The organism is Streptomyces sp. NBC_00572 (assembly GCF_026341815.1).
In the GTDB taxonomy this organism is placed as follows: domain Bacteria; phylum Actinomycetota; class Actinomycetes; order Streptomycetales; family Streptomycetaceae; genus Streptomyces.
Genome location: NZ_JAPENX010000001.1, coordinates 1,090,567 through 1,112,276 on the forward strand (window position 1 = coordinate 1,090,567; position 21,710 = coordinate 1,112,276).

Sequence of the window (21,710 nt, forward strand, 5' to 3'; positions counted from 1 at the left end):
AACATGGGCGACACGGTGCGCTGGGGAATTCTGGCGACGGGCGGCATAGCGGAACGGTTCACCACGGACCTGCTGACGCTCGACGGCGCGGAGGTCGTCGCCGTCGCGTCCCGTACCGAGGCGTCGGCGAAGGCCTTCGCCGACCGGTTCGGGATCCCGCGAGCGTACGGCGAGTGGGACGGGCTCTTCACCGACGAGGACGTCGACGTCGTGTACGTGGCGACCCCGCACCACGCGCACCGGGAGGCGGCCGGGCGCGCCCTGGAGGCGGGCAAGGCGGTGCTCTGCGAGAAGGCTCTCACGCTCAACGCGCGCGAGGCAGAGGAACTCGTCACCCTGTCCCGGGACCGCGGCCTCTTCCTGATGGAGGCCATGTGGATGTACTGCAACCCGCTGATCCGACGCTTCACGGAGCTGGTCCGCGACGGGGCGATCGGCGAGATCAGGACCGTACAGGCGGACTTCGGGCTCGCGGGCCCGTTCGCGGCGGACCACCGGCTGCGGGACCCTGCGGTGGGCGGCGGGGCGCTGCTCGACCTGGGCGTGTACCCGGTGTCGTTCGCACAGCTGCTGCTCGGTGAGCCGGACAAGGTCCACGCGCACGCGCTGCTCTCTCCGGAGGGCGTCGACCTCAACACCGGCATGCTGCTCGGCTGGTCGGACTCGGGGGCGTCGGCCCTGCTGTCCTGCTCGCTCGACGGGGACACGCCTCTGACGGCCTCGGTGACGGGTTCGCTGGGCCGGATCGACATTCCGCGCGGCTTCTTCTTCCCGGATCGGTTCACGCTCCACCGCGACGGCCACGAGCCGGAGGAGTACGTGGCGGAGAACGACCCGCACTCCCTCCGGCACGAGGCCACCGAGGTGATGCGCTGCCTGCGGGCGGGCGAGACGGAGTCCCCGCTCGTCCCCCTCGATGGCTCCCTCGCGGTGATGCGGACGCTCGACGCGGTACGGGACCGCATCGGCGTCCGCTATCCCCAGGAACAGCCGGTCGAGCAGGCGTGATCAAGCGGGCTTGAGGCCCGGGATCACGCCGGCCTGAGGCCCGGGTCGCCCGCCTCCGTGACGAAGGAGGCGGCCGTGGTGACGGGGGCGCCCTGGGTCGTCACGTACGGCACCGTACGGAAGTCGGCCCGGGCGCTCTCCTCGCCGAGCGCGACCGTCACATAGCCGCGCCGCCCGTTGAAGAACCTCAGGTGCGGGTTGGACTGCATGAGCTTGTCGTAGTTCGACGGGCGGTCGGCGCCGTCCTTGCCGCTGCTGATCGAGGTGGCGACGATCTCGGTGCCGACGGTCCGCGAGGCCGGGTCGCGGAAGTCGGCCTTGATGTCGAGGCCGTAGCCGACGTGGACGTCACCGGTCAGCACCATCAGGTTCTCGACGCCGGCGGCCTCCACCCCCGCGAGGATCCGCTGCCGGGACGCCGGGTAGCCGTCCCAGGAGTCCATGGAGAGCTTGAAGTCGGCGGTGGGCCGGTCGCGGCGCTCGGCGAAGACGACCTGCTGCGGCAGCACGTTCCAGCGGGCCCGGGACCGGCGCCAGCCGTCCACCAGCCACCGCTCCTGCGTGGCGCCGGTCATCGTCCGCGCCGGGTTCTCGGACTCCGGTCCCGGCACCTGCCAGCCGTCGCCGTACGCCTGGTCGGAGCGGTACTGGCGGGTGTCGAGGATGTCGAACTGTGCGAGCCGCCCGAAGCCCAGCCGCCGGTAGAGCCGCATGTCGGGGCCCTCGGGCCGCTGGGGGGCGCGGAGCGGCTGGTGCTCCCAGTAGGCGCGGTAGGCGGCGGCGCGGCGGAGCAGGAACTCCTCCGGCGGGACGCCGTTCTCGGGGATGCCGCCCGCGTAGTTGTTCTCGGTCTCGTGGTCGTCCCACGTGACGACGAAGGGGTGGGCGGCGTGCGCGGCCCGCAGGTCGGGGTCCGACTTGTAGAGCCCGTACCGGAGCCGGTAGTCGTCCAGGGTGAGCGTCTCGCGGTTGAAGACGGCCGGGAGGGTCCGGTCGGTGTAGGCGCGGGCGCCGCCGGTGGCGTTCACGGCGTACTCGTACAGGTAGTCGCCGAGGTGGAAGACGACGTCGACGTCCTCCTGCGCGAGGTGGCGGTAGGCCGTGAAGTACCCGTCGTGGTACGCCTGGCAGGAGACGGCGGCGAGCTTCAGACCGGCCTTGTGGGCCCAGGGCGCGGGCGCGGTGCGGGTGCGGCCGACGGGGCTGGTCCAGTCGCCGACCCGGAAGCGGTAGAAGAACTCGCGGTCCGGGTCGAGGTGGTCGACCTCGACGTGGACGGTGTGCGAGAACTCCGGGTGCGCGGTGGCGCGCCCGCGCCGCACGGTCCGCCCGAAGCGCTCGTCGCGGGCCAGCTCCCAGTGCACGGAGACCCGCTCGGCGGGCAGCCCGCCGCCGGGCTCGAAGGGGCGGGGCGCGAGCCGGGTCCAGAGCAGGACGGACCCGGGCAGCGGGTCGCCGGACGCCACGCCGAGGGTGAACGGGTTCTCGGTGACACGCCGGCCGTCGAGCTCGGCGGCGGCCGCGGCACCGGCGACGGGCAACTGGGTCGCGAAGGCGAGCGCGGCGGCGGCCCCGGTGACGGTGAGGAACCGGCGTCGGCCGAAGTGCCGTGCGGCGGCGCGGAGTTCCTCGGAATGCTCGTGGACGTCGTGTACGCGGTTCATGTGACCCTCCCCAGACGGATGCTGTCCGTCCGTCATTCGAGGGGGGCGGGACGACCTCACGTTGTCGGGTACAGAACATCCACGTGTCGGGACAATGAGTTCATGGGGCACGCGTCTCGCGTACGCTGCGCGCCCATGAGCATCGCAGTGGTGACGGGAGCGGGTTCGGGCATCGGCCGCAGCGTGGCCCACGCCCTCGCGGCGGCCGGCTGGTCGGTGGCCCTGGCGGGACGCCGGGCGGACGCCCTGGAGGAGACGGCGGCGGCCCTGCCCGCCGGGGACACCGGGCCGGGCGACTTCCTGGTCGTCCCGACGGACGTGACGTCGGCGGAGGAGGTCACAGCCCTCTTCGCGGCGGTACGGGACCGCTACGGCCGCGTCGACCTGCTCTTCAACAACGCCGGTACGTTCGCGGGCGGCGGCGTCCCCGTCGAGGACCTGGACCCGGACACCTGGCGCACGGTCGTCGACGTCAACCTGACGGGCGCGTTCCTCTGCGCCCAGGCGGCCTTCCGGACCATGAAGGAACAGGACCCGCAGGGCGGCCGGATCATCAACAACGGCTCGATCTCCGCCCACGTACCGCGCCCGCACTCGATCGCGTACACGGCGACGAAGCACGCGATGACGGGCCTGACGAAGTCCCTGTCGCTCGACGGACGCCCGTACCGGATCGCCTGCGGTCAGCTGGACATCGGCAACGCGGCGACGGAGATGACGGCCCGCATGCAGACCGGCATCCTCCAGGCCAACGGGGAACTGGCGGTGGAGCCGGTGATGGACGCGGCGGACGTGGCGGCGACGGTGGTGCACATGGCGGCACTGCCGCTGGAGGCGAACGTGCAGTTCGCGACGGTGATGGCGACGGGCATGCCGTACATCGGGCGGGGATGACCCCGCCCGACGCACGGACGGTGGGCGGGGACGGCCCCGCCGGACGCACGGACGGTGGGCGGGGTCAGGCCTGACCGGTCTCGAAGCGGGAGATCTTGCCGCCCTCGACGACGAAGTGCCAGCGGGTCTTCATCTCGCCCCAGGTGTCGTTCCGGAAGCGGGCGACGAGATCGAGACCGCCGCCCTTCTCGGACTCGATCTCCATGTGCCCGCGCGAGGCGAAGATCTCTTTCTCCGTCCATTCGTCCAGGTCCCGGTCGGACCCGTCGTCGGACATGGTCGCTCCGGGAGCCAGGGTCTCCAGGAAGGCCGTCTGGTCATTGGCGTTGAGGGCCGTGACGAACGCACGCACGGCCGGGTCGGTGAGCCGGTCAACGGGAAGGGTCATGCCCTAGCCGTACACCGCGCCGGGCCCCCGGCGCGTGTCGCACGCCGAAGGGACCCGGCAGGCTGCCCCGGATGACCGACAGCGGCCGGGGGCGGGCGGCCCGTCAGGACCAGTCACAGGCCTTGCCGTCGTTGTCACGGTCGAGGCCCGAGCGGTAGCCGGGCTGACCCCGGTAGATGGGGGCCTTGCCGGCGGCCCGGACGGCGTCGCAGTTCTTGTAGTAGGCGAGGCCGCCACCGGAGCCGCCGGAGCTGCCGCCACCGCTGCCGTGGCGGTTCGGGTCGGCGTCGCGATCCGAGTACCGGTCCGAGTCCCGATCCGAGTCCCCGTACAGGCGGGCGTAGTCCTCGCTCGGGCAGGACAGACCGGGCCGGGTCAGGGAGAGGCGTACGGACATGTGGGCGGGCCGCTCGACGTCCTCGCCCGCCTCCGGGTCCTGGAAGCAGATCCGCCAGTCCTCGTGCCGGGCGCTCAGCTCCACGTCCGTGTACACGCTGGCCCCCCGGATCTCCGTGAGACCCACCTCGCGGAGTTCGGCCGAGCCCTTCGCGAAGGTCATGCCGACGACGTTCGGCACCTTGGGGAAGACGACGGCCACCCCGTCCCGCGCCGGACACGGGCTGCTCTTCTCGACGACGGCGAACTCGATCCTGATCCGCCGCCCCTTCGAGGCCGTGGCCGTCTCCCCGGCGGCCGGCTCCTGGAAGCACACCTTCCAGTTGCCGTCCACGAGCTGCATCTTGTCGTCCTCGGTCGCGTCGTGCGACCGCGCACGGAACCCGGCCTCGTACGCCGCCCGCGACGCCGTCTCCAGATTCTGCCCCCGGTAGTCGGCCACGACCCGCCGCACCGTGGGGGTCGGGGTGGGCGTGGGCGGGGTGTAGGGGGCGAAGGCCGTCGGACGCGTGCCGACGAGCGGCTTGGCATCGGCGACGGTGGGCTTGTCCGCGGACGAATCGCTCGTGCCCACGGCCACGAACCAGACCCCGGAGAGGACGGTCGCGAGCACCTTCCGGCCCGGCGACCACCGGGTCCGCCAGGCCAACACGATGCCCGCCGGGGGCATGAGGACGAGACAGAGGACGACGAACCCGGGCCGCCGCCACCAGCGTTCCCCGGTCGACCTCACGGACGCCGGGCCGTTCGTGCCCCGCGACACGTCCGACCGCCCCCGAGACCCGCTCCCAAACCCACCCTGATCCTGACTCCGATCGTGCTCCACGGCGCGCGGGACCTTCCCCTCCCTGACGACTTCTCAGCGCCACACAGCCTATGACCTGCGTGTTCGCTGGCCTCGGGCAGGGCCGTACGGGCAGTGTCCGCGTAACCGCCGTACCCACCCCAGGAGGAGCGATGTCGAACGCCGGCAAGGTCGTCAAGCTGTACGCGAAGGGGGCCCCCGTCGGGGCCGAGGACGGGGCCCTGGTCGGCTTCCTCGCCGACCCGACCCGGGCCGGGGAGTGGCTGGTCACCCGGGAGGACGGGGGCTTCCGGATGACCGCGAAGGGCACGGAGGAGACCATCGCCTCGGCGGGCACCGAGCGCGCCCCGGCGCTCGTCCGCCCCGACGACTCCCCCGCCTCCGTCTGGCGCCTCCAGCGCGTCGACGCCGACGGCACCACCACGATCACCTCGCTCGTCGACCTCAAGGACGGCACGTACGTGATCGACCAGAACGGCCTGGCCCTCGGCCGCGACCTCTTCGAGGACCGGTCCCTGCTTCCCAAGCGCGTCTTCGTCCGCACGGACGACCGGGACCCCCAGTGGAGGATCGAGGTCCTCGCCTGAGTTCGTAGAACCGGAGCACACACGCCACCGCCCCATCCGGGCCCCCGGGTGGGGCGCAGCCATGACCAGTCGCCCGTTCGGTCCGGCCAGGTGTCCCCCTGGCCGGGCCCTCCCGGGCCCGGGAACACACAACAGGCCGCGTCAGCCGGTGAACCCCGGCACCACCAGACCGGACTCGTACGCGATGACCACCGCATGGGTCCGGTTCTGTGCGCCCAGCTTGGTCAGCACGTTCCCGACGTGCGTCTTCACCGTCTCCAGGCTCACCGTCAGCGACTCCGCGATCTCCGGGTTGGAGAGGCCGGTGGCCATCAACCGCAACACCTCTTCCTCCCGCCCCGTCAGCGCCGCCTTCGGCAGCGCCGCTGCGGAGTCCAGCGGACGGGCGGCGACCATCCGGCGCAGCGTCGCCGGGAAGAGGATCGCCTCCCCCGCCGCCACCACCCGCACGGCCTCCGCGATCTGCCGGACCGGAAGCCGCTTGAGCACGAACCCGCTGGCCCCCGCACTGAGGGCGGCGGTGACGTAGTCGTCGTTCTCGAACGTGGTGATGACGACCACCTTCGGTGGCGCGAAGGAAGGGCCGACCGAATCCGCCGGCTCCGGAGACTGCGGAGACTGCGGAGACTGGGCCAACTCCGGCGACTCCGCGAGGAGTTGCCGGGTGGCCTCGATCCCGTTGCGGCGTGGCATCCGTACGTCCATCAGGACCACGTCAGGACGCAGCCGCCGCGCCCGCTCGACCGCCTCCACACCGTCGGCGGCCTCCCCGACCACCACGATCCCCGGCTGCGCCGCGAGCAGGGTACGCAGACCACTGCGCGTCACCTCGTCGTCGTCCGCGATCAGGAGGGTCGTCACGGTCTCGCCGGTGTCGGGGCCTGTCATGCCGACAACCGTACGGGCAGCCTGACCGCCAGTCGCCAGTGCCTCGGCCCGTCCGGGCCCGCCTCGATCTCCCCGTGCAGCAGGCGCACGCGCTCGACGAGACCGGGCAGGCCGTGCCCGGAAGTGGGGAAGGCCTTCCGGCGGCCCGGCCCCGCGCCCACCCCCGTACCGGCCCCGGTCCCGTTGACCACCCCTAGCTCAAGAACGTCCGGTCCGGCCGCCACCCACACCTCGATCGGACCGCCCGCTCCGTGCCGCATGGCGTTCGTCAGCCCCTCCTGCAGGATCCGGTACGCCGCCCGCGACAGCGTCCCCTGCACCTGCGCCAGATCCCCCGACCGTTCCCACTCCACCGCCGCGCCCGCGTGCCGCAACCGGTCGAGCAGCTCGGGCAGATCGGCCAGGGTGCGGGTCGGCGCCGTCTCCGCCTCCTGCTCGCGCAGCACCCCGAGCACGTAGTCCAGGTCTTCGAGCGCGGCACGGGCCGATTCCTCGATGCTGCGGAGGGCGGCACGCGCCGCCACCGGGTCGGCGGACATCAACTCGCTCGCGACAGCGGCCTGGATCGTGTTCGTCGTCAGCGTGTGCCCGATGGAGTCGTGCAACTCGTGGGCCAGCCGGTTGCGTTCGGCCAACCGCAGTTCCCGCTCGGCCGCGAGGGCGAGCCGCTCGGCCGTCGACGGCCCGAGCAGCCTCGGCGCCGACCACCGCAGGGCGTTGGTGACCAGCACGCAGACGGCTGCCGCGAGCAGCAGACAGCCCAACGCCACCGCCCAGCTCTGCCAGCCGCCCTCCACCCGCACCGACCGGCCGAACAGGCTCAGTTCGAACTCGGCGCCGAGCCAACCCCCCGGGAGGGCCAGGGCCACGAAGAGCAGCACACCGCTCGCGAGCGCACCCGTCCAGCCCAGCGCCACATGCAGCAGCAGCCAGAGAGGAGTCCGCCAACGGTCGGCGACGGACGGAACGGACGAGGAGACGGACGAGGGGACGGCGGCCCCCGGGGCGGCCGGGGTCGGCAACGCCACCCTCAGCAGCCGACGGGCGGACACGACCAGGACCCGCCGAGTGGTGCGGGCCAGACCGATCAGGCCGATCAACGCCGCCCAGACGAGGAGGACCACGACGACCTGGACTCCCTCGGGAGCGGATCGCCAGGCCAGCGCCGGCAGCAGCGCGAAGGACAGCAGGGGAAGGCTGGCCAGAACGGCGCCGTAGGCGAACAACGCTCCCGAGTACGTGGAACGGCGCAGCAGCGGCCGGAGTCCCTTGATCATAATCGGCCAGTATGTACGGGCGGTTCACGAGCGTCCTCCCCCGATCGGGGGAGCAAAAGCTCCCGCCTTCCCGCGATGCGCGTCCGCCCCCCTGGAAAACATGATCGTGTCCTGCCCGATCGACGAAAGGACAGCTGATGAACACGCAAGCGAAGAAGGCGTCGAGGTTCCGCTTCTCCCGACGGCAGGCGGGAGGCCGCCGCGGAGGAGCGGCCGCTGCGGCCGCGGTGGTCGTCGCCGTCATGGCGGCGGGAGCCCTGGCGCCGCCCACGGCGTTCGCCGCCCCGAAGCAGGACACCGTCCAGCAGGGCCTGAACGCGCTGGTGAGGGAGGGCCAGCCCGCCGCGCTGGCGAGCGTCAAGGACAGTGAGGGCCGCACTCGTACGTACGTCGCCGGGGTGGGGAACCTGGCCACCGGAGCGAAGGTGCCGAGGGACGGTCAGGTGCGGATCGGCAGCAACACGAAGACGTTCACGGCGGTGGTCGTCCTGCAATTGGTCGGTGAGGGAAAGGTCGACCTCGAAGCGTCGGTCGACACGTACCTCCCGGGCCTCGTACGCGGGGAGGGCATCGACGGAAATCGCATCACCGTCCGTCAGCTCCTGCAGCACACGAGCGGAATTCCCGAGTACTCGGAGGACATCAGCGACGAAGAACTCCCGTACCGGTACTTCGAACCCCGCGACCTCGTCGACATCGCGCTCAAGCACAAGGCCGAATTCGAGCCGGGGAAGAAGTGGAGCTACAGCAACACGAATTACGTACTGGCAGGCCTGATCATCCAGAAGGTCACCGGCCGGCCGTTGGCGGAGGAGATCGACCGACGCGTCATCAAGAAGATCGGACTGCGCCACACGTATTTCCCCGCTCCTGGTGACAAGAGCATCCGGGAACCCCACCCGAGGGGCTATCACAGGACGAAGGCGGGGGAGCCGCTGCGCGACTTCACGGAACTCGACCCGTCGGCGGGCTGGGCGGCGGGCCAGATGATCTCCACCAACTCGGACCTCAACCGCTTCTTCGGCAAGCTCCTCGGCAGCGACCTCCTCCTCGCCGAAGCCCAACGCACCCAGATGCGCACGACCGTGCCGATCGAGGGCACCCAGTTCCACTACGGCCTGGGGCTCATGAGCAGGCCGCTGTCGTGCGGCGGCGTCTACTGGGGCCACGGCGGCGACATCGCGGGCTACGAGACCAGGGGCGGGGTCACCGACGCCGGCCGGGCCGCCAACGTGGCGGTGACGAGCATCCCGATGGAGAAGGCGGGCATCAACGGTGTGCAGAAGGTCGTGGACACGGCTTTGTGCAGTTGAGCGGGGGGCCTGGGGGTACGGGTCTGTGAGGTGCCTGGGGGTGGGCCGGGCTCGTGGGCTTCTGGTGCGGGACCCGGCCTACGCAGAGCCCCGGGCAGTGTCCGGGGGTTGCTTGCGTCTGGCGGCCGGTGGGTGGGGCCCGGCGGTGACCCCGCCCCCCGGACCGCCCTCCGAGAGGTCTTTCGCTCCTGGAGGCGGTGGGTCAAGGGTGGCCGAAGGCCATCGCGCAGCGACGCGACCGCAGGGAGCGCCCTTGACGCACCGCCGGAAGGAGCGACTCTCGGAAAGAGGGCGGTCCCACCCGCACCAAGGAAGTGGGCCCACGCCAAGAACCTGCCCACCCGACACCCACCCACCCGGCCCACCCCACGCGCCTGAGAAACCCCACTCACCAGACCCTCAGTCCAAACAGAACTCGTTGCCCTCAGGGTCCGCCATCACGATCCACCCGGTACTCATCGGAGGCTCCGGCTCGAAGCGGCGCAGCCGCTTCGCCCCCAGCGCGACCAGCCGCTCGCATTCGGCCTCCAGGGCCGCCATCCTCTCCTCCCCCTCCAGTCCGGGCGCCGCCCTGACATCGAGGTGCACCCGGTTCTTGGCCACCTTGTCCTCCGGCACCTGCTGGAAGAACACCCTCGGCCCCTGACCCTCCGGGTCCTCCAGCGCCGACCGCGTGTTGCGCTCCTCCTCCGGCACCCCGAGCTTCGCCAGGAAGTCGTCCCACGCGGCCAGCGGGTCCGCGCCCTCCGGCAGCTCCACCCCGGGCGGGGCGGGGTGGACGTAGCCCAGTACGTCACGCCAGAAGGTCGACAGCGCCCCCGGGTCGTGCGCGTCGAACGTGACCTGGAATTGACGGCTCATCGTGCTGCTCCGTTCGTTGCGCTGTGCAGGTAGCGGTCGCGCAGCTCCGCGTCTGCGTCTGCGTCTGCGTCTGCGTCTGCGTCTGCATCTGTGTCCCCATCTGCTTCTGCGTCCGCCTCTGCGTCCATGGATCCACCCTGGCACCCAAGGCGGACAGAATCGGTCCGCCTTCTCTGGCAGGCTGGTCCACATGGACGAGCGGGGTACGACCGAGCGGGTGCTCACCCTCCTCGGGCTGCTGCAGCAGCGTCATCTCTGGACCGGCCCCGAGCTCGCCGAACGGCTGCGCGTCACGCCCCGTACGGTCCGGCGCGATGTCGAACGGCTGCGCACGCTGGGCTATCCGGTCCATGCCGGCCAGGGAGTGGGCGGCGGCTACCGGCTCGGCCGGGGGCAGGCCCTGCCGCCGCTCCTCCTCGACGACGAGGAGGCGATCGCCACGGCGGTCTCCCTGCTCGCCGGCGCGGCCGCGGGCACCGGCGACGCCGCGCTCCGGGCGCTGACCAAGCTCGACCAGGTGCTGCCGACCCGGCTGCGGCACGAGGTGCGCACCCTGTCGGGCTCGGTGGAGTTCTTCGGCGCGGGCGGCCGCACGCCGGTCGATCCCGAGGTGCTCATGACGCTGGCCGGAGCCTGCCGCGCGGAGGTCGAGGCGGGCTTCGACTACCCCTCCGGAGACACGCCACTACCGCGCCGGGTCGAGCCCCACCGTCTGGTCGCCTCCGACCGGCGCTGGTACCTCCTCGCGTACGACCTCGACCGGGACGACTGGCGCACCTTCCGCGTGGACAGGATGACGGCGGTGACGGCCCGGACGTGGCGCTTCCGCCCCCGCGCGGCGCCGGACGCGGCGGAGTACGTACAGGAGGGCGTGGCGAGCCGGGTCTACCCGCATCGGGCGCGTTTCCTCGTCCATGCTCCGGCGGACACGGTCCGCGCACAGATCCCTCCGTCGGCGGCTCTCGTACGAGAACGGGGCAAGGACCGTTGCGAGGTCCGGAGCGGCGCGGCGAGCCTCGACCGCGTGCTCATGCACGTACTCCTCCTGGGGCACGAGTTCGAACTGCTCGACCCTCCGGAGCTCAAGGCCCGCTGCCAAGCCCTGGCGGAGAAACTCCTGTCGGCCGCCGCAGCGGCGGCCCCTCCACGACCGGGCGACGGGCAGGCGGAGGCATAGGGCCGGGGAATGGCGAGCTGGGACGAGACCGAGGTGCGCACTCGGATACGGGAGCTGGCGGCGCGGGACCCGGAGTGTGCGCGTTTCGGGTCTGGCATGCACCGGTACGAGCTGCGCCCCGCGCTCCCCGAGGCGGAGATCAGCGCGTTCGAGGAGGAGCACGGCATCCGACTCCCCCCGGACTACCGTGACTTCGTGGCGGGGGTGGGCGACGGCCCCGCCGGCCCGGCCCACGGGTTGCTGCCGTTGACGACTCCCCGCCCGGAGGCGGGGGACGACTGGGCCGTGGACGGCGAGTGGGAGGAGGACCGCCGGCCGGGCCGGCTCGCCACGCGGTTCCCCCTCACGGATCCCCTCCCCGGCGTGATCGGCGGCAGGGAGGAGGAACTGACCCCGGGCACGCTCACACTGGCGGAGGAAGGCTGCGGCATGTACGTCCGGCTGGTCGTGACGGGACCGCGGGCGGGCGAGATCTGGCGACTGGATCCGGACTGGGGCGGCTTCGTCCCCGCGTACCCCGATTTCCGGGCCTGGTACACCAACTGGCTGCGCACTCCTGCCTAGAATGACGGCCATGGCATGCCGCATCAGTGAACTGGTCATCGACTGTGCCGATCCCGAGCGGCTCGCCGCGTTCTGGAGCGAGGTCCTCGGGTACGTCGAGCTCGGCCGGGAGGACGACGGAAGCATCGAGATCGGTCCGCCCGACGCCGGCTTCGGCGGCCCGCAGCCCACTCTCGTCCTGAGCCCCAGCAGCGACCCGCGCACCGGGAAGCTTCCGCTCCACATCGACGTCAACCCCACCGACCGCGACCAGGACGCCGAGCTGGAGCGGCTGCTGGCCCTCGGCGCGAGGCCGGCGGACATCGGTCAGACCGGCGCCGAGAACTGGCACGTCCTGGTCGATCCGGAGGGGAACGAGTTCTGTCTCCTGCACCGGCGTCTCCAGCCGCTCTGACAGCTCTGCGGGTACTCTGCCCGCTCTGCGGGTGCTGTGCCCGTCACGGACCTATGCGGGGTTCACGGACCACACGTCGTTCGAGCCGAGGGTGGCGTTCATCGCATACGTGCCGTCGAAGGGGACGAGCACCGCGTTCGTGATCTCCTCGATGTCCAGCACCTCGCCCTGTTGGAAGGTGCCGGCCGTCACCCAGTACTCGGGATGCGGCGTGAACGGCAGGATGGCGCCGGGCTCCGCCTGCACCGCGAAGACCGGGGCGCCGGTCATGCCGATGCCGACCGAGGCGGTCCCCTCCGGTACGCGCGGCCCCGCCCATGAGGAACCCCCGCCGGGAGGGTGCGGAACCTTGGGCGTGAGCCGGCACGTTCGCCTCCATGGGATACATCGCCGGCGCCGTGGGTCGGCGCGGACGGCGCGGAATGTGACGACCAGACTGGGCGCGGGGGTCCCGCCGACCGTGGTGATCGCCGTGTCGGTCGTCCGGACTGTCCCGCGTCTTCACCCGCCGGGGGATCGCGGACCCGCCGGCCGACCCGGGTCTCCGCTCGCAGGCCGACCCGGGTCTCCACCCGCATCGCCGCGTCCGAATTCCGCCAGCGACCAGGCCACCCGCCGCGCGACCCTGGCCGCATGAGCACCCAGACCACCACCACGACCGCCTACGCCGCCCGCGCCATCGCGCCCTCCGCCCTCGCCGAACTGCGCGTCACCGACGACGCGGGCCGCGCCTGCGTTCCGTACGCCGCCGACGAGGGCGGCGACCCCCTCCGCTGCTGTCTGCGTCTCTCCGTCCCGGGTGAGCGGATCGCGCTCGTCTCGTACGCGCCGCTGCGTCGCTGGGCGGCCGAGACCGGGGCCGAGCCGGGCGCGTACGACGAGCAGGGGCCCGTCTTCGTCCACGCCGAGGAGTGCGGCGGTCCCGCACCCTCGGAGACGTACCCCTTCGCCCGTGCGGAAGCGCTCCGGACCCTGCGTCGCTACGACGCGGCGGGCCGCATCGTCGGGGGCCGACTCCTGGAGATCCCGGAGGCGACGTCCGAGGGCTTCGACCTGGCCTTCGACGAGGCCTTCGCCGACCCGGCCGTGGCACTGGTCCACGTCCGGGCGGTCGAGTACGGCTGCTTCCACTTCGAGGTCCGTCGCCCCTGAACGACACTCTCCGCCGGCCGGTTCAGCGGGACCGCGGGTCCAGCCAGGGCCTGCGCCCCGGTCCGGTCGGGTGGGTGCCCGTGACGGCCATGACCACCGAGTAGAGGCTGGTCTCGGCGGCGATGAAGAGGCGGTTGCGCTTGGCTCCGCCCCAGGCGATGTTGGCGACCGCCTCGGGAACGTCGAGCCGCCCGATCAGGGTGCCGTCGGGGTCGTAGCAGTGCACTCCGTCGTTCATGGCGGCCGCCCAGAGCCGGCCGGCGTCGTCGAAGCGGAGGTTGTCGAAGCGGGCCGCCTCCCGGGCGCCCGCTTCGGCGAAGATCTTGCCGTCCGACAGCGTGCCGTCCTCGCGTACGTCGAAGACCCTGATGAAGCCCGCCCGGGTGTCGGAGACGAAGAGCTGCCGCTCGTCGGCCGAGAAGACGAGGCCGTTCGGGGCGGCGAAGCAGTCGGCGACCAGCCGTACTTCGCCCGTGGCGGGATCGATGCGGTAGACGTTGTTGGAGCCGATCTCGCTCTCCGCGAGGTAGCCCTCGTAGTCGCTGGTGATGCCGAAGTCCGGGTCGGAGAACCAGATGGAGCCGTCGGACTTGACCGCCGCGTCGTTCGGGCTGTTCAACCGCTTGCCCTGCCAGCGGTCGGCGAGGACGGTGATCGTGCCGTCGTGTTCGGTGCGGGTGACCCGGCGGTTGCCCTGCTCACAGGTGATCAGCCGGCCTTGGCGGTCGAGGGTGTTGCCGTTGGTGTGTCCGGCGGTGCGGCGGAAGATGCTGACGGCGCCGGTCTCCTCGTCCCAGCGCAGCATCCGGTCGTTGGGGATGTCGCTCCAGACCACCTGCTTCCAGGCGGGCAGGTAGATCGGCCCCTCGGCCCAGCGGCAGCCGGTGTAGAGGACCTCCAGGCCGTCGTCACCGTTCATGCACCGTCCGGTACGGAACCGGTCGTCGAACATCTCGTACAGTGCGGGGCGCTCGCTGGTCATGCGCGTTCCTTCCATCCTGACAGATGCCGAATGTCATACGGCCTGTTAGCAAGATTGGTGGATGAGATACGGTCATCGCAAGATCAACCCGAACGGAGAGTTGTGGATCAAATCGATCGCGTCCTGCTGGCGGAGCTCCAGCAGGACGCCACCCAGTCCTACGCCGCACTGGGCCAGGCCGTGGGCCTCTCCGCCGGGGCGGCCCATGAGCGCGTGCGGAAGCTGAGGGAACGCGGTGCGATCCGGCGCACCACCGTGGAGGTGGATCCCGCGGCGGTGGGCAGCGCCGTCCTGGCCTACGTGATGGTCGACTCGGTCTCCTGGATGGGCGATTCGGCGCAGGACTTCGCCGCGCTCCCCGAGATCCTGGAGGCGCACGTCATCGCCGGCAGCGCGTCGGTGCTGGTGAAGGTCAGGACGGCCACCACCGAGCAGCTGCAGGACGTGCTGCGCCGCATCTACGCCATCGACGGGGTCAGCGGAACGCAGGCCACGGTCGTCCTGGAGACCTTCTTCGAGCGGCCGGTCTCGCCGCGGCTCGGTGACCCGCCGCTGCCGGGATGACCGGGCCGGTCGAACGAAAAGGGCCCCCGCCCAGGCGCATTGCCTGGGCGAGGGCCCTTCTCACGTGGGCCGACAGACGAGTCGGGCTGTACGCCGGGTTCTGTGCCCCGGGACCTCGCGGTCGTCGGGGCGACGGCCATCCATCTAGGACCGGCGTTGCCGCCGGCCTCCTGCGGTCTACCCGCGGACTCGGGCGAGCAGCCCTCGAACATCCGCGCAGGGACACCGAAGTGTCCCCTCTTGACCTTGCTCCGAGTGGGGTTTACCTAGCCGCCTGAGTCACCTCAGGCGCTGGTGGTCTCTTACACCACCGTTTCACCCTTACCGAGGACCGAAGTCCCCGGCGGTCTGTTTTCTGTGGCACTGTCCCGCGGGTCACCCCGGGTGGCCGTTAGCCACCACCCTGCTCTGTGGAGCCCGGACGTTCCTCGGGAAGATCCGAGGATCTCCACGCGGCCGCCCGCCCGGCTCGTCTGCCGTGCCGACCATGCTACCCGCCGTTTCGGAGGCGGCCGGCCTCAGAGGAAGTCGGCCGTCTCCAGGTCGAAGCCGAAGGGGGCGGGGAGGGGAAGGGGCTTGCCGAACGGCACGGCGTGAAGCTCGCGATAGTCGCCGCGTTCCGGGTCGGTGAAGAGCGTCACGGTGGACGTGTCCCGGTCGACCAGCAAGTAGAGCGGGACGCCTCCGCCGGCGTAGCAGCGCCGCTCGGTCTCGCGGTCGGCGTTCGGCCGGCTGGAGGTGACCTCCAGCACCATCACGACACCGTCACCAGGCATCCAGGGGTCGGCTCCCGCGAACAGGTCGGCGTCGACGGGGGCGAACGTGAGGTCCGGGATGACGTGGTTCCTCGGTCGCTCCGCAGCACTCGCCATCTTGAGGCCCTTGTTCCCCGAGGCATCCATGTCGGTCGCCGATTTCCTGATCACCTGCCTGAGGATGCGGCTGATGTACTTCTCGTGGTCCCCGTCCGGCGGCGGCGTCACGACGATCTCCCCCTCGATCAGCTCCGCGCGGAAGCCCTCCGGCGTGCCCAGCGCCAGAAAGCCCTCCACCAGGATGTCCGCCCGCGTGAGCGAATCGTGCGGCATGGCAGTCATGTCGTCAGACTCGGACATCGAGGCACCTGCCGTCCATCGGATGGGGGTCGTTCCCTCGATCGTGGCACATGATCCGGACGGTACGGCGGACCACGCTTGACCTTGCCGCAGCGTCAGGGTTTCTACTGGGCGCATGCGTATCGGCGAGATCGCCGCCCTGGTCGGGGTCACCCCCCGCGCCGTGCGGCACTACCACCAGTCGGGCCTGCTGCCCGAGCCCGCGCGGCGGGCCAACGGATACCGGGAGTACGGCGTCCGGGACGCCGTACTGCTCGCACGTATCCGGCGGCTCACCGAGCTGGGGCTCGGGCTCGACGAGGTACGGGGAGTGCTCGCCGACGACGAGGGGCGGGGCCTCGCGGACGTGCTGGAGGAGCTCGCGGAGGACCTGGCACGGCAGGAGGCGGAGATCCGGGCGCGCCGGGAACGTCTCTCCGCGCTCCTCGACGAGGCCCGGGCCGGGCGGCTCCCCGCCGACGGGCCCATGTCGCCGGAGCTCACCGCCCTGCTCGCGGGCCTGGGCGAACTGCCCGAGTCCCCGATGGCGGCGAAGGACCGGGAGATCCTGGCCCTGCTCGACGTCGTCGTACCCGAGAGGGAACGGGCCCGGCTGATGGGCCTGATGGAGGGGGCGGCGGAGCACGCGCACGAGGTGTACCCGCTGCTCGACGCCCTCTCCGGGGCGGAGCCGGACGACCCCCGGGTCGCCGAGGCGGCGCGGGTGCTCGCCGCCTGCCTGCCGGACGAACTGGGGGTCGAGATCCCGGCCGCCGCGCCGGGCGGCACCACCGGTACGTCCGACACCTCCCTCGCAGACACCCTCTTCGCGGACCTCGCCCCGGCGCAGTCCGCGGCCATCCACCTGGCGATGCGCCTGGTCCGGGACCGACGGGAGCAGAGCCGATGACCGGAGCAGGAGCGACGACGTCGGCAGAGCCCATCACCGGCCGCAGAAGTGGCGGGCTCCGGCTTCTCCGCCTCGTCGCCTACGTCGCTCTCCCCGCCGAGGTCGTCCTCGCCGTCCTTCTCGTCGGTGGGGTCCGGATATCCGCCGCCGTGTGGGCCGGCGCCGAGCTCCTCATGGTCGCGCTCCTCCTCGCCGAAGGGCTCGCCTATCTGCGCCTGCGCCGGAGGGGGTTCTCCCGGCGGGCTGCCGTCCACGAGCTCGTGCCCGGGCCGGTGCTGCGGATCATGGGGCACGAGCTGCGGATCATGGCGAGTCTGGGGCGGTGGGTGGCACGGCGCCCACACGGGGTCGAGGGCGTCGACGGGGTGTTCCCGCACGCGCGGGACCAGGCAGCGCTCATGTCCGGCTTCGCGTTCGTGTGCCTGATCGAGAGCGTCGGCATGTCGTATCTGCTCGCCGACTGGCCCGTCGTCCACGCGATCGTGCTCGTCCTGGACGTCTACACCGTGCTCTTCGTCCTCGGGCTTCACGCCGCCTCCGTGACCCGCCCGCACACCCTCGCCGGGGACGTCCTGCGGCTGCGGCAGGCCGCGCACGTCGACGTGTCCGTGCCCCTCGACCGGATCGCGTCCGTCCGTCACGAGCTGGTGTTCTCGCACGAGAAGGCCGAGGGCGAGCTGAACCTCGCCGTCGGTTCGCAGACCTCCCTCACGATCGAGCTGGCCGAGCCCGTCGACGCGCCCCGCTTCTTCGGCGCGCCCCGGCCCGTACAGCTGATCCGGTTCCACGCCGACGACGCGCGCGCCCTGTACCGCGAGCTGGGCCCGGCCGTCACGCGGGCGCGAACAGCACCTTCGCCGTTCCCGGGTCCGCTTCCGCGAGTCTGACCCGCAGCCACTCCCCCAGCGGCAGGCGGGAGTCGCCGCCCTCGATGCGGGCGACGACCGCCGGGTCGTCGAGGTGGACGGTGCCGACGGCCGGTTCGCGTTCCTTCACGTCGATCACGTACGCGTCGAAGATCTCGCCGACGCGTTCCCGCAGGAGCGCCGCCTCGACGATGTCGACGCTCTCGCGTTCGACGGTGTTCGCGCGGCGCGAGCCGTCGGCCATCTCGTCGGGGAGGGCGGGCAGGGCGGCGCGTACCCACTCGGGCGGTTCGTCGCCCGCCACGGCCGCGACGCACAGCTCGCCCGCGTACCGGTCGACGAGGCGGCGCAGGGGCGCGGTGCAGTGGGTGTACTCGTCGGCGACGGCGGCGTGCACGGCGGGGGTGGGGATGTGGCCGTCGGTGAAGACGGTGTATCCGGCGCCGCGGAGCAGGGTGGTGCACTCCTGGAGGAAGGCGGCGTGGCGCGGGTCGGTGGGGTCGGCGGAGCGGACGACGTCGGCGTACGAGACGTGGTGGGGCCAGTCGACGCCGAGGGCCTGCGCGGAGCGGCGCAGGCGGGCGACGGCGCCGTCGGGGGCGGTGGGGAGGGTGCGCAGGATGCCGGTGCCGGCGGCGGTCATGAGGTCGGCGGCGGCCATGCCGGTGAGGAGGGAGATCTGGGCGTTCCAGCCGTCGGCGGGGAGCGGGGCCCGGTAGGCGAGGGAGTAGGTGTGGTCCTGCTCGACGATCTCCTGTTCGGGGGCGTTGAGGGAGATCCCGCCGCGTTCGGCTTCGAGGGCTTCGCGGAGGCGTCCGATGTCGCGGAGGAGGGCGACGGGTTCCTCGGCCGTGCCCGTGTCGATCTGCTTCTGCACGCCCGCGTAGTCGAGTTTGGCGCGGCTGCGGACGAGGGCGCGGCGGACGTCGGTGGCGACGCGGCGGCCTTCCGCGTCGAGGTCGATGCGCCACAGGAGGGCGGGGCGGGGCTCGCCGGGGAGGAGGCTGGCGGCGCCCTCGGAGAGGACGGTGGGGTGGAGGGGGACCTTGCCGTCGGGGAAGTAGAGGGTGAGGACGCGCCGGTGGGCCTCGGCGTCGAGGGCGGAGCCGGGGGTGACGAAGGCGGCGACGTCGGCGATGGCGTAGTGGACGCGGTAGCCGCCGTCGGACCTGCGGGCCAGGTGCATGGCCTGGTCGAGGTCGGTGGAGGTCGGCGGGTCGACGGTGAAGAAGGGCAGGTCGGTGGCGTCGTACGCAGGGAGCCGGGGGGCTTTCGCGACGGCCTCGGCTTCGGCGAGGACGGCCGGCGGGAAGTCCTCGGGGATCGCGAGCTCGGTACGGAGTGCGCGCAGGGCGGCCCGCAGCGGAGCCTCGGCTGCGCCGGTCACGTGAATGTGGCGGCGGGGCATGGACCGAGCGTATGGGGCGGGGCGGGGGGCGGCACCTCGTAGGGGGTGGGCGCGGCGCCTGTCCGTGCGGGGAGGGGTGCGGCACCTCGTACGCTGGGCTCCTGGGGCCGCACCCCCATCCCCGTACGGACGAAGGAGAACCACCGTGCTCGTGCTGTTGCCGCCCTCCGAGGGCAAGGCCTCCTCGGGGCGCGGGGCGCCGCTCAAGCCGGAGTCGCTGTCCCTGCCGGGGCTCGCGGAGGCGCGGGCGGCCGTCCTGGACGAGCTGGTCGAGCTGTGCGCGGCCGACGAGGAGAAGGCGCGCGTGGTGCTGGGCCTGAGCGAGGGCCTGCGCGGCGAGGTCGCGAAGAACGTGGACCTGCGGACGGCGGGCGCGCGGCCGGCCGGGGAGATCTACACGGGTGTGCTGTACGACGCGCTGGGTCTGGCGTCCCTGGACGCGGCGGCCAAGAGGCGGGCGGGGCGGTCCCTGCTCGTGTTCTCGGGGCTGTGGGGCGCTGTGCGGGTGACCGACCGGATTCCGTCGTACCGCTGCTCGATGGGGGTCAAGCTGCCGGGGCTCGGCGCGCTCGGCGGGCATTGGCGGGACTCGATGGCGTCCGTCCTTCCCGAGGCGGCCGGGGACGGTCTTGTCCTGGACCTGCGTTCGTCGGCGTACGCGTCCGCGTGGAAGCCGAAGGGGGAGGTGGCGGCGCGGACGGCGACGGTGCGGGTGCTGCACGCGCCGACCCGGAAGGTGGTCAGCCACTTCAACAAGGCGACGAAGGGCCGGATCGTCCGGAGTCTCCTGGAGGCGGGCGCGGTGCCGCGCTCGACGGAGGAGCTGGTGGTGGCGCTGCGGGACCTGCGGTACGTGGTGGAGGAGAGCGGGAAGCCGGGGGCGCTCGACGTGCTGGTGGACGAGATCCACTAATCACTCGTTGCACCCTGCGCAACGCTCGTTGCGTGTGACGCTCGCCGTGGGCAGGATGAGGCCCATGACGAGCGTGTTCGACCTTGCCCCGGAAGCCTCCCCTGTCCCGGGAACCCCCGGCGTCCCCGTCGTCCCGGTGGTCGTGATCGAGGACGCCGCCGACGCCGTGCCGCTGGCCCGGGCCCTGGTGGCCGGCGGGCTGCCGCTCGTCGAGGTCACCCTGCGCACCCCGGCCGCGCTCGACGCCGTACGCGCGATCGCGGCCGAGGTGCCGGACGCGGTCGTCGGCGCGGGCACGGTCGTCTCGGTCGCCGGAGTCGCCGACGCGGTGGGCGCCGGGGCCCGGTTCCTGGTCAGCCCCGGGTGGACGGAGCGGCTGCTCGGCGCGATGCGGGAGTCCGGAGTGCCGTTCCTGCCGGGGGTGTCGACGACCTCGGAGGTCGTGGCGCTGCTCGAACGGGGCGTGGAGGAGATGAAGTTCTTCCCGGCCGAGGCGGCGGGCGGCGTCCCGTACCTGAAGTCCCTGTCGGGGCCGCTCCCCCAGGCCCGTTTCTGCCCGACGGGCGGGGTCTCCCTCGCCTCCGCCCCCGCCTACCTCGCGCTGCCGAACGTCGGCTGCGTCGGCGGTACGTGGATGCTGCCGCCCGACGCCCTCGCCGCCCGCGACTGGGCCCGGGTGGAGACGCTGGCGCGGGAGGCGGCGGCGCTGCGGGGGCCCGTCAACGGGCGGGTCCGTTGAACGCGACGCCCAGGTGGTCGGCCACCGGGCGGTAGCCGAGGCGCTGGTAGAGGGCGTTGCTGGTGGGGTTGGAGAGGTCCGTGAAGAGCAGGACCTGGGCGGCACCGAGGGCGTCGGCCGCGAGCCGACCGACGGCCTCGGTGGCCCCCGCCGCATACCCGTGGCCGCGCTCGGCGCGCGGGGTGTAGACGAGGTGGACGCGGGCCTGGCCCTCGATCGTGCGGGAGACGGCGGCCATCGAGACCGCGCGGCCGCCGGGCGTGTCCCAGAGGATCAGGCGGCCCTCGGAGATCCGCTCGGTGACGAAGCCGGTGTAGTCATCGGCGGGCTCGTCCCCGATGGCCTCCGCGAACTCCCTCGTCCAGGCCGCGACGAGCGGGACGTCGGCCTCGGTCGCGATCCGGTGCCGGCCGGCCGGGGCCGGGTCCGGCGGGGTCGGCTCGCCGAGCCGGAAGAGCCGCATCCGGACGACCGGCGCCCAGGGGCGGCCGGAGGCCTCCGCGTACGCCTCCACCGTGCCCGTCTCGCCACGGACCTCCGTGGGCTCCTGACCCGCTCGGAGGGCGAGGACGGGCTCCTCCCCCGCTCGGCAGGCGAGGGCGAGGGCCGCCTCCTCCGTGGTCGCCCCGAGGTCGAGGACCCCGGACGGGGAGACCGCGAGGACCCCGGTGACCCGGCCGTCGGGCTCGGCCCACCAGCCCAGCCGGTCCGCCCGGTCCATGAGGGTGAGCACGGCGGTGTTACGGGCGGGCTCGGCGGCGAGGTGTTCCCCCGCCGCGGCGCGGAAGGCGGCGGTGTCTTCGGTGAAGTGCCAGGTCATGACGGGATGGTGGTACGGGGCGTGGTCCCCGCGCCAGCCCTTTGCG

The 21,710-nt window shown here is 72.3% G+C and carries 24 protein-coding genes and 1 other RNA gene; 13 read left to right on the plus strand and 12 right to left on the minus strand.

Annotated features, from left to right (window positions below):
• Positions 1-3: 3 nt before the first annotated feature.
• Entirely contained in the window at positions 4-1,008 is a 1,005-nt protein-coding gene (locus OG514_RS04995; protein ID WP_266891244.1) for a Gfo/Idh/MocA family protein, read from the plus strand.
• A 23-nt stretch (positions 1,009-1,031) separates the two neighbouring features.
• Here OG514_RS04995 and OG514_RS05000 read toward each other — a convergent pair whose 3' ends face one another.
• Positions 1,032-2,672, minus strand: coding sequence for an alkaline phosphatase (locus OG514_RS05000; protein WP_266891246.1), 1,641 nt, complete (start codon positions 2,670-2,672; stop codon positions 1,032-1,034).
• A 102-nt stretch (positions 2,673-2,774) separates the two neighbouring features.
• Between OG514_RS05000 and OG514_RS05005 the strand changes: the two genes are divergently transcribed.
• Positions 2,775-3,566 carry an SDR family oxidoreductase gene (locus tag OG514_RS05005; RefSeq protein WP_266891248.1) on the plus strand — a complete coding sequence of 264 codons (792 nt, stop codon included), beginning with the start codon at positions 2,775-2,777 and terminating at the stop codon, positions 3,564-3,566.
• Positions 3,567-3,630: 64 nt separating this feature from the next.
• On the opposite strand, the gene OG514_RS05010 is transcribed toward OG514_RS05005, so the two are convergent.
• Together OG514_RS05010 and OG514_RS05015 are read right to left on the minus strand one after the other, a co-directional pair.
• A complete protein-coding gene (locus OG514_RS05010; protein WP_266891250.1) occupies positions 3,631-3,954 on the minus strand; it encodes a nuclear transport factor 2 family protein in 324 nt (107 codons plus the stop codon).
• Between the two features lie 103 nt (positions 3,955-4,057).
• Positions 4,058-5,083, minus strand: coding sequence for an excalibur calcium-binding domain-containing protein (locus OG514_RS05015; protein ID WP_266891252.1), 1,026 nt, complete (start codon positions 5,081-5,083; stop codon positions 4,058-4,060).
• Between the two features lie 224 nt (positions 5,084-5,307).
• Here OG514_RS05015 and OG514_RS05020 point away from each other — a divergent pair, with 224 nt between their 5' ends.
• Positions 5,308-5,742 carry a hypothetical protein gene (locus OG514_RS05020; protein WP_266891254.1) on the plus strand — a complete coding sequence of 145 codons (435 nt, stop codon included), beginning with the start codon at positions 5,308-5,310 and terminating at the stop codon, positions 5,740-5,742.
• Positions 5,743-5,883: 141 nt separating this feature from the next.
• On the opposite strand, the gene OG514_RS05025 is transcribed toward OG514_RS05020, so the two are convergent.
• Both OG514_RS05025 and OG514_RS05030 read right to left on the minus strand, forming a co-directional pair.
• Positions 5,884-6,630 (minus strand): response regulator transcription factor, encoded by a 747-nt coding sequence (locus OG514_RS05025; protein WP_266891256.1) that lies wholly within the window; start codon positions 6,628-6,630, stop codon positions 5,884-5,886.
• Positions 6,627-7,907: a sensor histidine kinase gene (locus OG514_RS05030; protein WP_266891258.1), complete on the minus strand. Its 1,281-nt coding sequence runs from the start codon at positions 7,905-7,907 to the stop codon at positions 6,627-6,629. Before OG514_RS05030 ends, OG514_RS05025 begins: the two co-directional genes overlap by 4 nt.
• Positions 7,908-8,149: 242 nt before the next feature.
• On the opposite strand from OG514_RS05030, the gene OG514_RS05035 reads away from it, so the two are divergent.
• Positions 8,150-9,220 (plus strand): serine hydrolase, encoded by a 1,071-nt coding sequence (locus tag OG514_RS05035; protein ID WP_266900748.1) that lies wholly within the window; start codon positions 8,150-8,152, stop codon positions 9,218-9,220.
• 399 nt (positions 9,221-9,619) lie between these two features.
• On the opposite strand, the gene OG514_RS05040 is transcribed toward OG514_RS05035, so the two are convergent.
• A complete protein-coding gene (locus OG514_RS05040; RefSeq protein ID WP_266891260.1) occupies positions 9,620-10,081 on the minus strand; it encodes a VOC family protein in 462 nt (153 codons plus the stop codon).
• A 190-nt stretch (positions 10,082-10,271) separates the two neighbouring features.
• On the opposite strand from OG514_RS05040, the gene OG514_RS05045 reads away from it, so the two are divergent.
• From OG514_RS05045 to OG514_RS05055, 3 genes are read left to right on the plus strand one after another with little or no spacing between them, the layout of a single operon-like run.
• Entirely contained in the window at positions 10,272-11,258 is a 987-nt protein-coding gene (locus OG514_RS05045; protein WP_266891262.1) for a YafY family protein, read from the plus strand.
• 9 nt (positions 11,259-11,267) lie between these two features.
• Positions 11,268-11,822 carry an SMI1/KNR4 family protein gene (locus tag OG514_RS05050; protein ID WP_266891264.1) on the plus strand — a complete coding sequence of 185 codons (555 nt, stop codon included), beginning with the start codon at positions 11,268-11,270 and terminating at the stop codon, positions 11,820-11,822.
• A gap of 10 nt (positions 11,823-11,832) precedes the next feature.
• A complete protein-coding gene (locus OG514_RS05055; protein WP_266891266.1) occupies positions 11,833-12,216 on the plus strand; it encodes a VOC family protein in 384 nt (127 codons plus the stop codon).
• 51 nt (positions 12,217-12,267) lie between these two features.
• On the opposite strand, the gene OG514_RS05060 is transcribed toward OG514_RS05055, so the two are convergent.
• Positions 12,268-12,486, minus strand: coding sequence for a hypothetical protein (locus OG514_RS05060; protein WP_266891268.1), 219 nt, complete (start codon positions 12,484-12,486; stop codon positions 12,268-12,270).
• A gap of 363 nt (positions 12,487-12,849) precedes the next feature.
• Between OG514_RS05060 and OG514_RS05065 the strand changes: the two genes are divergently transcribed.
• On the plus strand, positions 12,850-13,368 hold the full coding sequence (locus tag OG514_RS05065; RefSeq protein WP_266891270.1) for a DUF1203 domain-containing protein: 519 nt from the start codon (positions 12,850-12,852) through the stop codon (positions 13,366-13,368).
• Positions 13,369-13,390: 22 nt separating this feature from the next.
• Here OG514_RS05065 and OG514_RS05070 read toward each other — a convergent pair whose 3' ends face one another.
• A complete protein-coding gene (locus OG514_RS05070; protein WP_266891272.1) occupies positions 13,391-14,350 on the minus strand; it encodes an SMP-30/gluconolactonase/LRE family protein in 960 nt (319 codons plus the stop codon).
• 102 nt (positions 14,351-14,452) lie between these two features.
• On the opposite strand from OG514_RS05070, the gene OG514_RS05075 reads away from it, so the two are divergent.
• Positions 14,453-14,914, plus strand: a complete 462-nt coding sequence (locus tag OG514_RS05075; RefSeq protein ID WP_266891274.1) for an Lrp/AsnC family transcriptional regulator — start codon at positions 14,453-14,455, stop codon at positions 14,912-14,914.
• A 73-nt stretch (positions 14,915-14,987) separates the two neighbouring features.
• On the opposite strand, the gene rnpB is transcribed toward OG514_RS05075, so the two are convergent.
• Both rnpB and OG514_RS05085 read right to left on the minus strand, forming a co-directional pair.
• Positions 14,988-15,386, minus strand: an RNA gene (gene rnpB / locus OG514_RS05080) — RNase P RNA component class A.
• A gap of 46 nt (positions 15,387-15,432) precedes the next feature.
• Positions 15,433-16,011 carry a Uma2 family endonuclease gene (locus tag OG514_RS05085; RefSeq protein ID WP_266900749.1) on the minus strand — a complete coding sequence of 193 codons (579 nt, stop codon included), beginning with the start codon at positions 16,009-16,011 and terminating at the stop codon, positions 15,433-15,435.
• A gap of 133 nt (positions 16,012-16,144) precedes the next feature.
• Here OG514_RS05085 and OG514_RS05090 point away from each other — a divergent pair, with 133 nt between their 5' ends.
• Entirely contained in the window at positions 16,145-16,918 is a 774-nt protein-coding gene (locus tag OG514_RS05090; RefSeq protein ID WP_266891276.1) for a MerR family transcriptional regulator, read from the plus strand.
• The gene (locus tag OG514_RS05095) at positions 16,915-17,805 is read left to right on the plus strand and encodes a hypothetical protein (protein ID WP_266891278.1); all 891 of its coding nucleotides are present in this window, start codon (positions 16,915-16,917) and stop codon (positions 17,803-17,805) included. Before OG514_RS05090 ends, OG514_RS05095 begins: the two co-directional genes overlap by 4 nt.
• On the opposite strand, the gene OG514_RS05100 is transcribed toward OG514_RS05095, so the two are convergent.
• Complete coding sequence (locus OG514_RS05100; RefSeq protein WP_266891280.1) at positions 17,750-19,192, minus strand: RNB domain-containing ribonuclease; 1,443 nt, start codon at positions 19,190-19,192, stop codon at positions 17,750-17,752. The two genes, OG514_RS05095 and OG514_RS05100, sit on opposite strands and share 56 nt — an antisense overlap.
• A gap of 145 nt (positions 19,193-19,337) precedes the next feature.
• On the opposite strand from OG514_RS05100, the gene yaaA reads away from it, so the two are divergent.
• Together yaaA and eda are read left to right on the plus strand one after the other, a co-directional pair.
• A complete protein-coding gene (yaaA, locus tag OG514_RS05105) occupies positions 19,338-20,105 on the plus strand; it encodes a peroxide stress protein YaaA (protein WP_266891282.1) in 768 nt (255 codons plus the stop codon).
• A 64-nt stretch (positions 20,106-20,169) separates the two neighbouring features.
• Positions 20,170-20,844: a bifunctional 4-hydroxy-2-oxoglutarate aldolase/2-dehydro-3-deoxy-phosphogluconate aldolase gene (gene eda, locus OG514_RS05110; RefSeq protein WP_266891284.1), complete on the plus strand. Its 675-nt coding sequence runs from the start codon at positions 20,170-20,172 to the stop codon at positions 20,842-20,844.
• Here the strand turns inward: eda and OG514_RS05115 are convergent.
• Positions 20,825-21,664: a GNAT family N-acetyltransferase gene (locus OG514_RS05115; protein WP_266891286.1), complete on the minus strand. Its 840-nt coding sequence runs from the start codon at positions 21,662-21,664 to the stop codon at positions 20,825-20,827. The two genes, eda and OG514_RS05115, sit on opposite strands and share 20 nt — an antisense overlap.
• Positions 21,665-21,710 lie beyond the last annotated feature (46 nt).

Coding starts and splice junctions, on each gene's coding strand:
- OG514_RS05095 (WP_266891278.1), top strand. CDS start 16,915: ATGACCGGAGCAGGAGCGACGACGTCGGCAGAGCCCATCACCGGCCGC.
- OG514_RS05040 (WP_266891260.1), bottom strand. CDS start 10,081: ATGAGCCGTCAATTCCAGGTCACGTTCGACGCGCACGACCCGGGGGCG.
- OG514_RS05045 (WP_266891262.1), top strand. CDS start 10,272: ATGGACGAGCGGGGTACGACCGAGCGGGTGCTCACCCTCCTCGGGCTG.
- OG514_RS05005 (WP_266891248.1), top strand. CDS start 2,775: ATGGGGCACGCGTCTCGCGTACGCTGCGCGCCCATGAGCATCGCAGTG.
- OG514_RS05100 (WP_266891280.1), bottom strand. CDS start 19,192: ATGCCCCGCCGCCACATTCACGTGACCGGCGCAGCCGAGGCTCCGCTG.
- OG514_RS05090 (WP_266891276.1), top strand. CDS start 16,145: ATGCGTATCGGCGAGATCGCCGCCCTGGTCGGGGTCACCCCCCGCGCC.
- OG514_RS05035 (WP_266900748.1), top strand. CDS start 8,150: ATGGCGGCGGGAGCCCTGGCGCCGCCCACGGCGTTCGCCGCCCCGAAG.
- OG514_RS05050 (WP_266891264.1), top strand. CDS start 11,268: ATGGCGAGCTGGGACGAGACCGAGGTGCGCACTCGGATACGGGAGCTG.
- OG514_RS05070 (WP_266891272.1), bottom strand. CDS start 14,350: ATGACCAGCGAGCGCCCCGCACTGTACGAGATGTTCGACGACCGGTTC.
- OG514_RS05065 (WP_266891270.1), top strand. CDS start 12,850: ATGAGCACCCAGACCACCACCACGACCGCCTACGCCGCCCGCGCCATC.
- OG514_RS05030 (WP_266891258.1), bottom strand. CDS start 7,907: ATGATCAAGGGACTCCGGCCGCTGCTGCGCCGTTCCACGTACTCGGGA.
- OG514_RS05055 (WP_266891266.1), top strand. CDS start 11,833: ATGGCATGCCGCATCAGTGAACTGGTCATCGACTGTGCCGATCCCGAG.
- OG514_RS05085 (WP_266900749.1), bottom strand. CDS start 16,011: ATGACTGCCATGCCGCACGATTCGCTCACGCGGGCGGACATCCTGGTG.
- OG514_RS05025 (WP_266891256.1), bottom strand. CDS start 6,630: ATGACAGGCCCCGACACCGGCGAGACCGTGACGACCCTCCTGATCGCG.
- eda (WP_266891284.1), top strand. CDS start 20,170: ATGACGAGCGTGTTCGACCTTGCCCCGGAAGCCTCCCCTGTCCCGGGA.
- OG514_RS05020 (WP_266891254.1), top strand. CDS start 5,308: ATGTCGAACGCCGGCAAGGTCGTCAAGCTGTACGCGAAGGGGGCCCCC.
- OG514_RS04995 (WP_266891244.1), top strand. CDS start 4: ATGGGCGACACGGTGCGCTGGGGAATTCTGGCGACGGGCGGCATAGCG.
- OG514_RS05060 (WP_266891268.1), bottom strand. CDS start 12,486: ATGACCGGCGCCCCGGTCTTCGCGGTGCAGGCGGAGCCCGGCGCCATC.
- OG514_RS05115 (WP_266891286.1), bottom strand. CDS start 21,664: ATGACCTGGCACTTCACCGAAGACACCGCCGCCTTCCGCGCCGCGGCG.
- OG514_RS05000 (WP_266891246.1), bottom strand. CDS start 2,672: ATGAACCGCGTACACGACGTCCACGAGCATTCCGAGGAACTCCGCGCC.
- OG514_RS05010 (WP_266891250.1), bottom strand. CDS start 3,954: ATGACCCTTCCCGTTGACCGGCTCACCGACCCGGCCGTGCGTGCGTTC.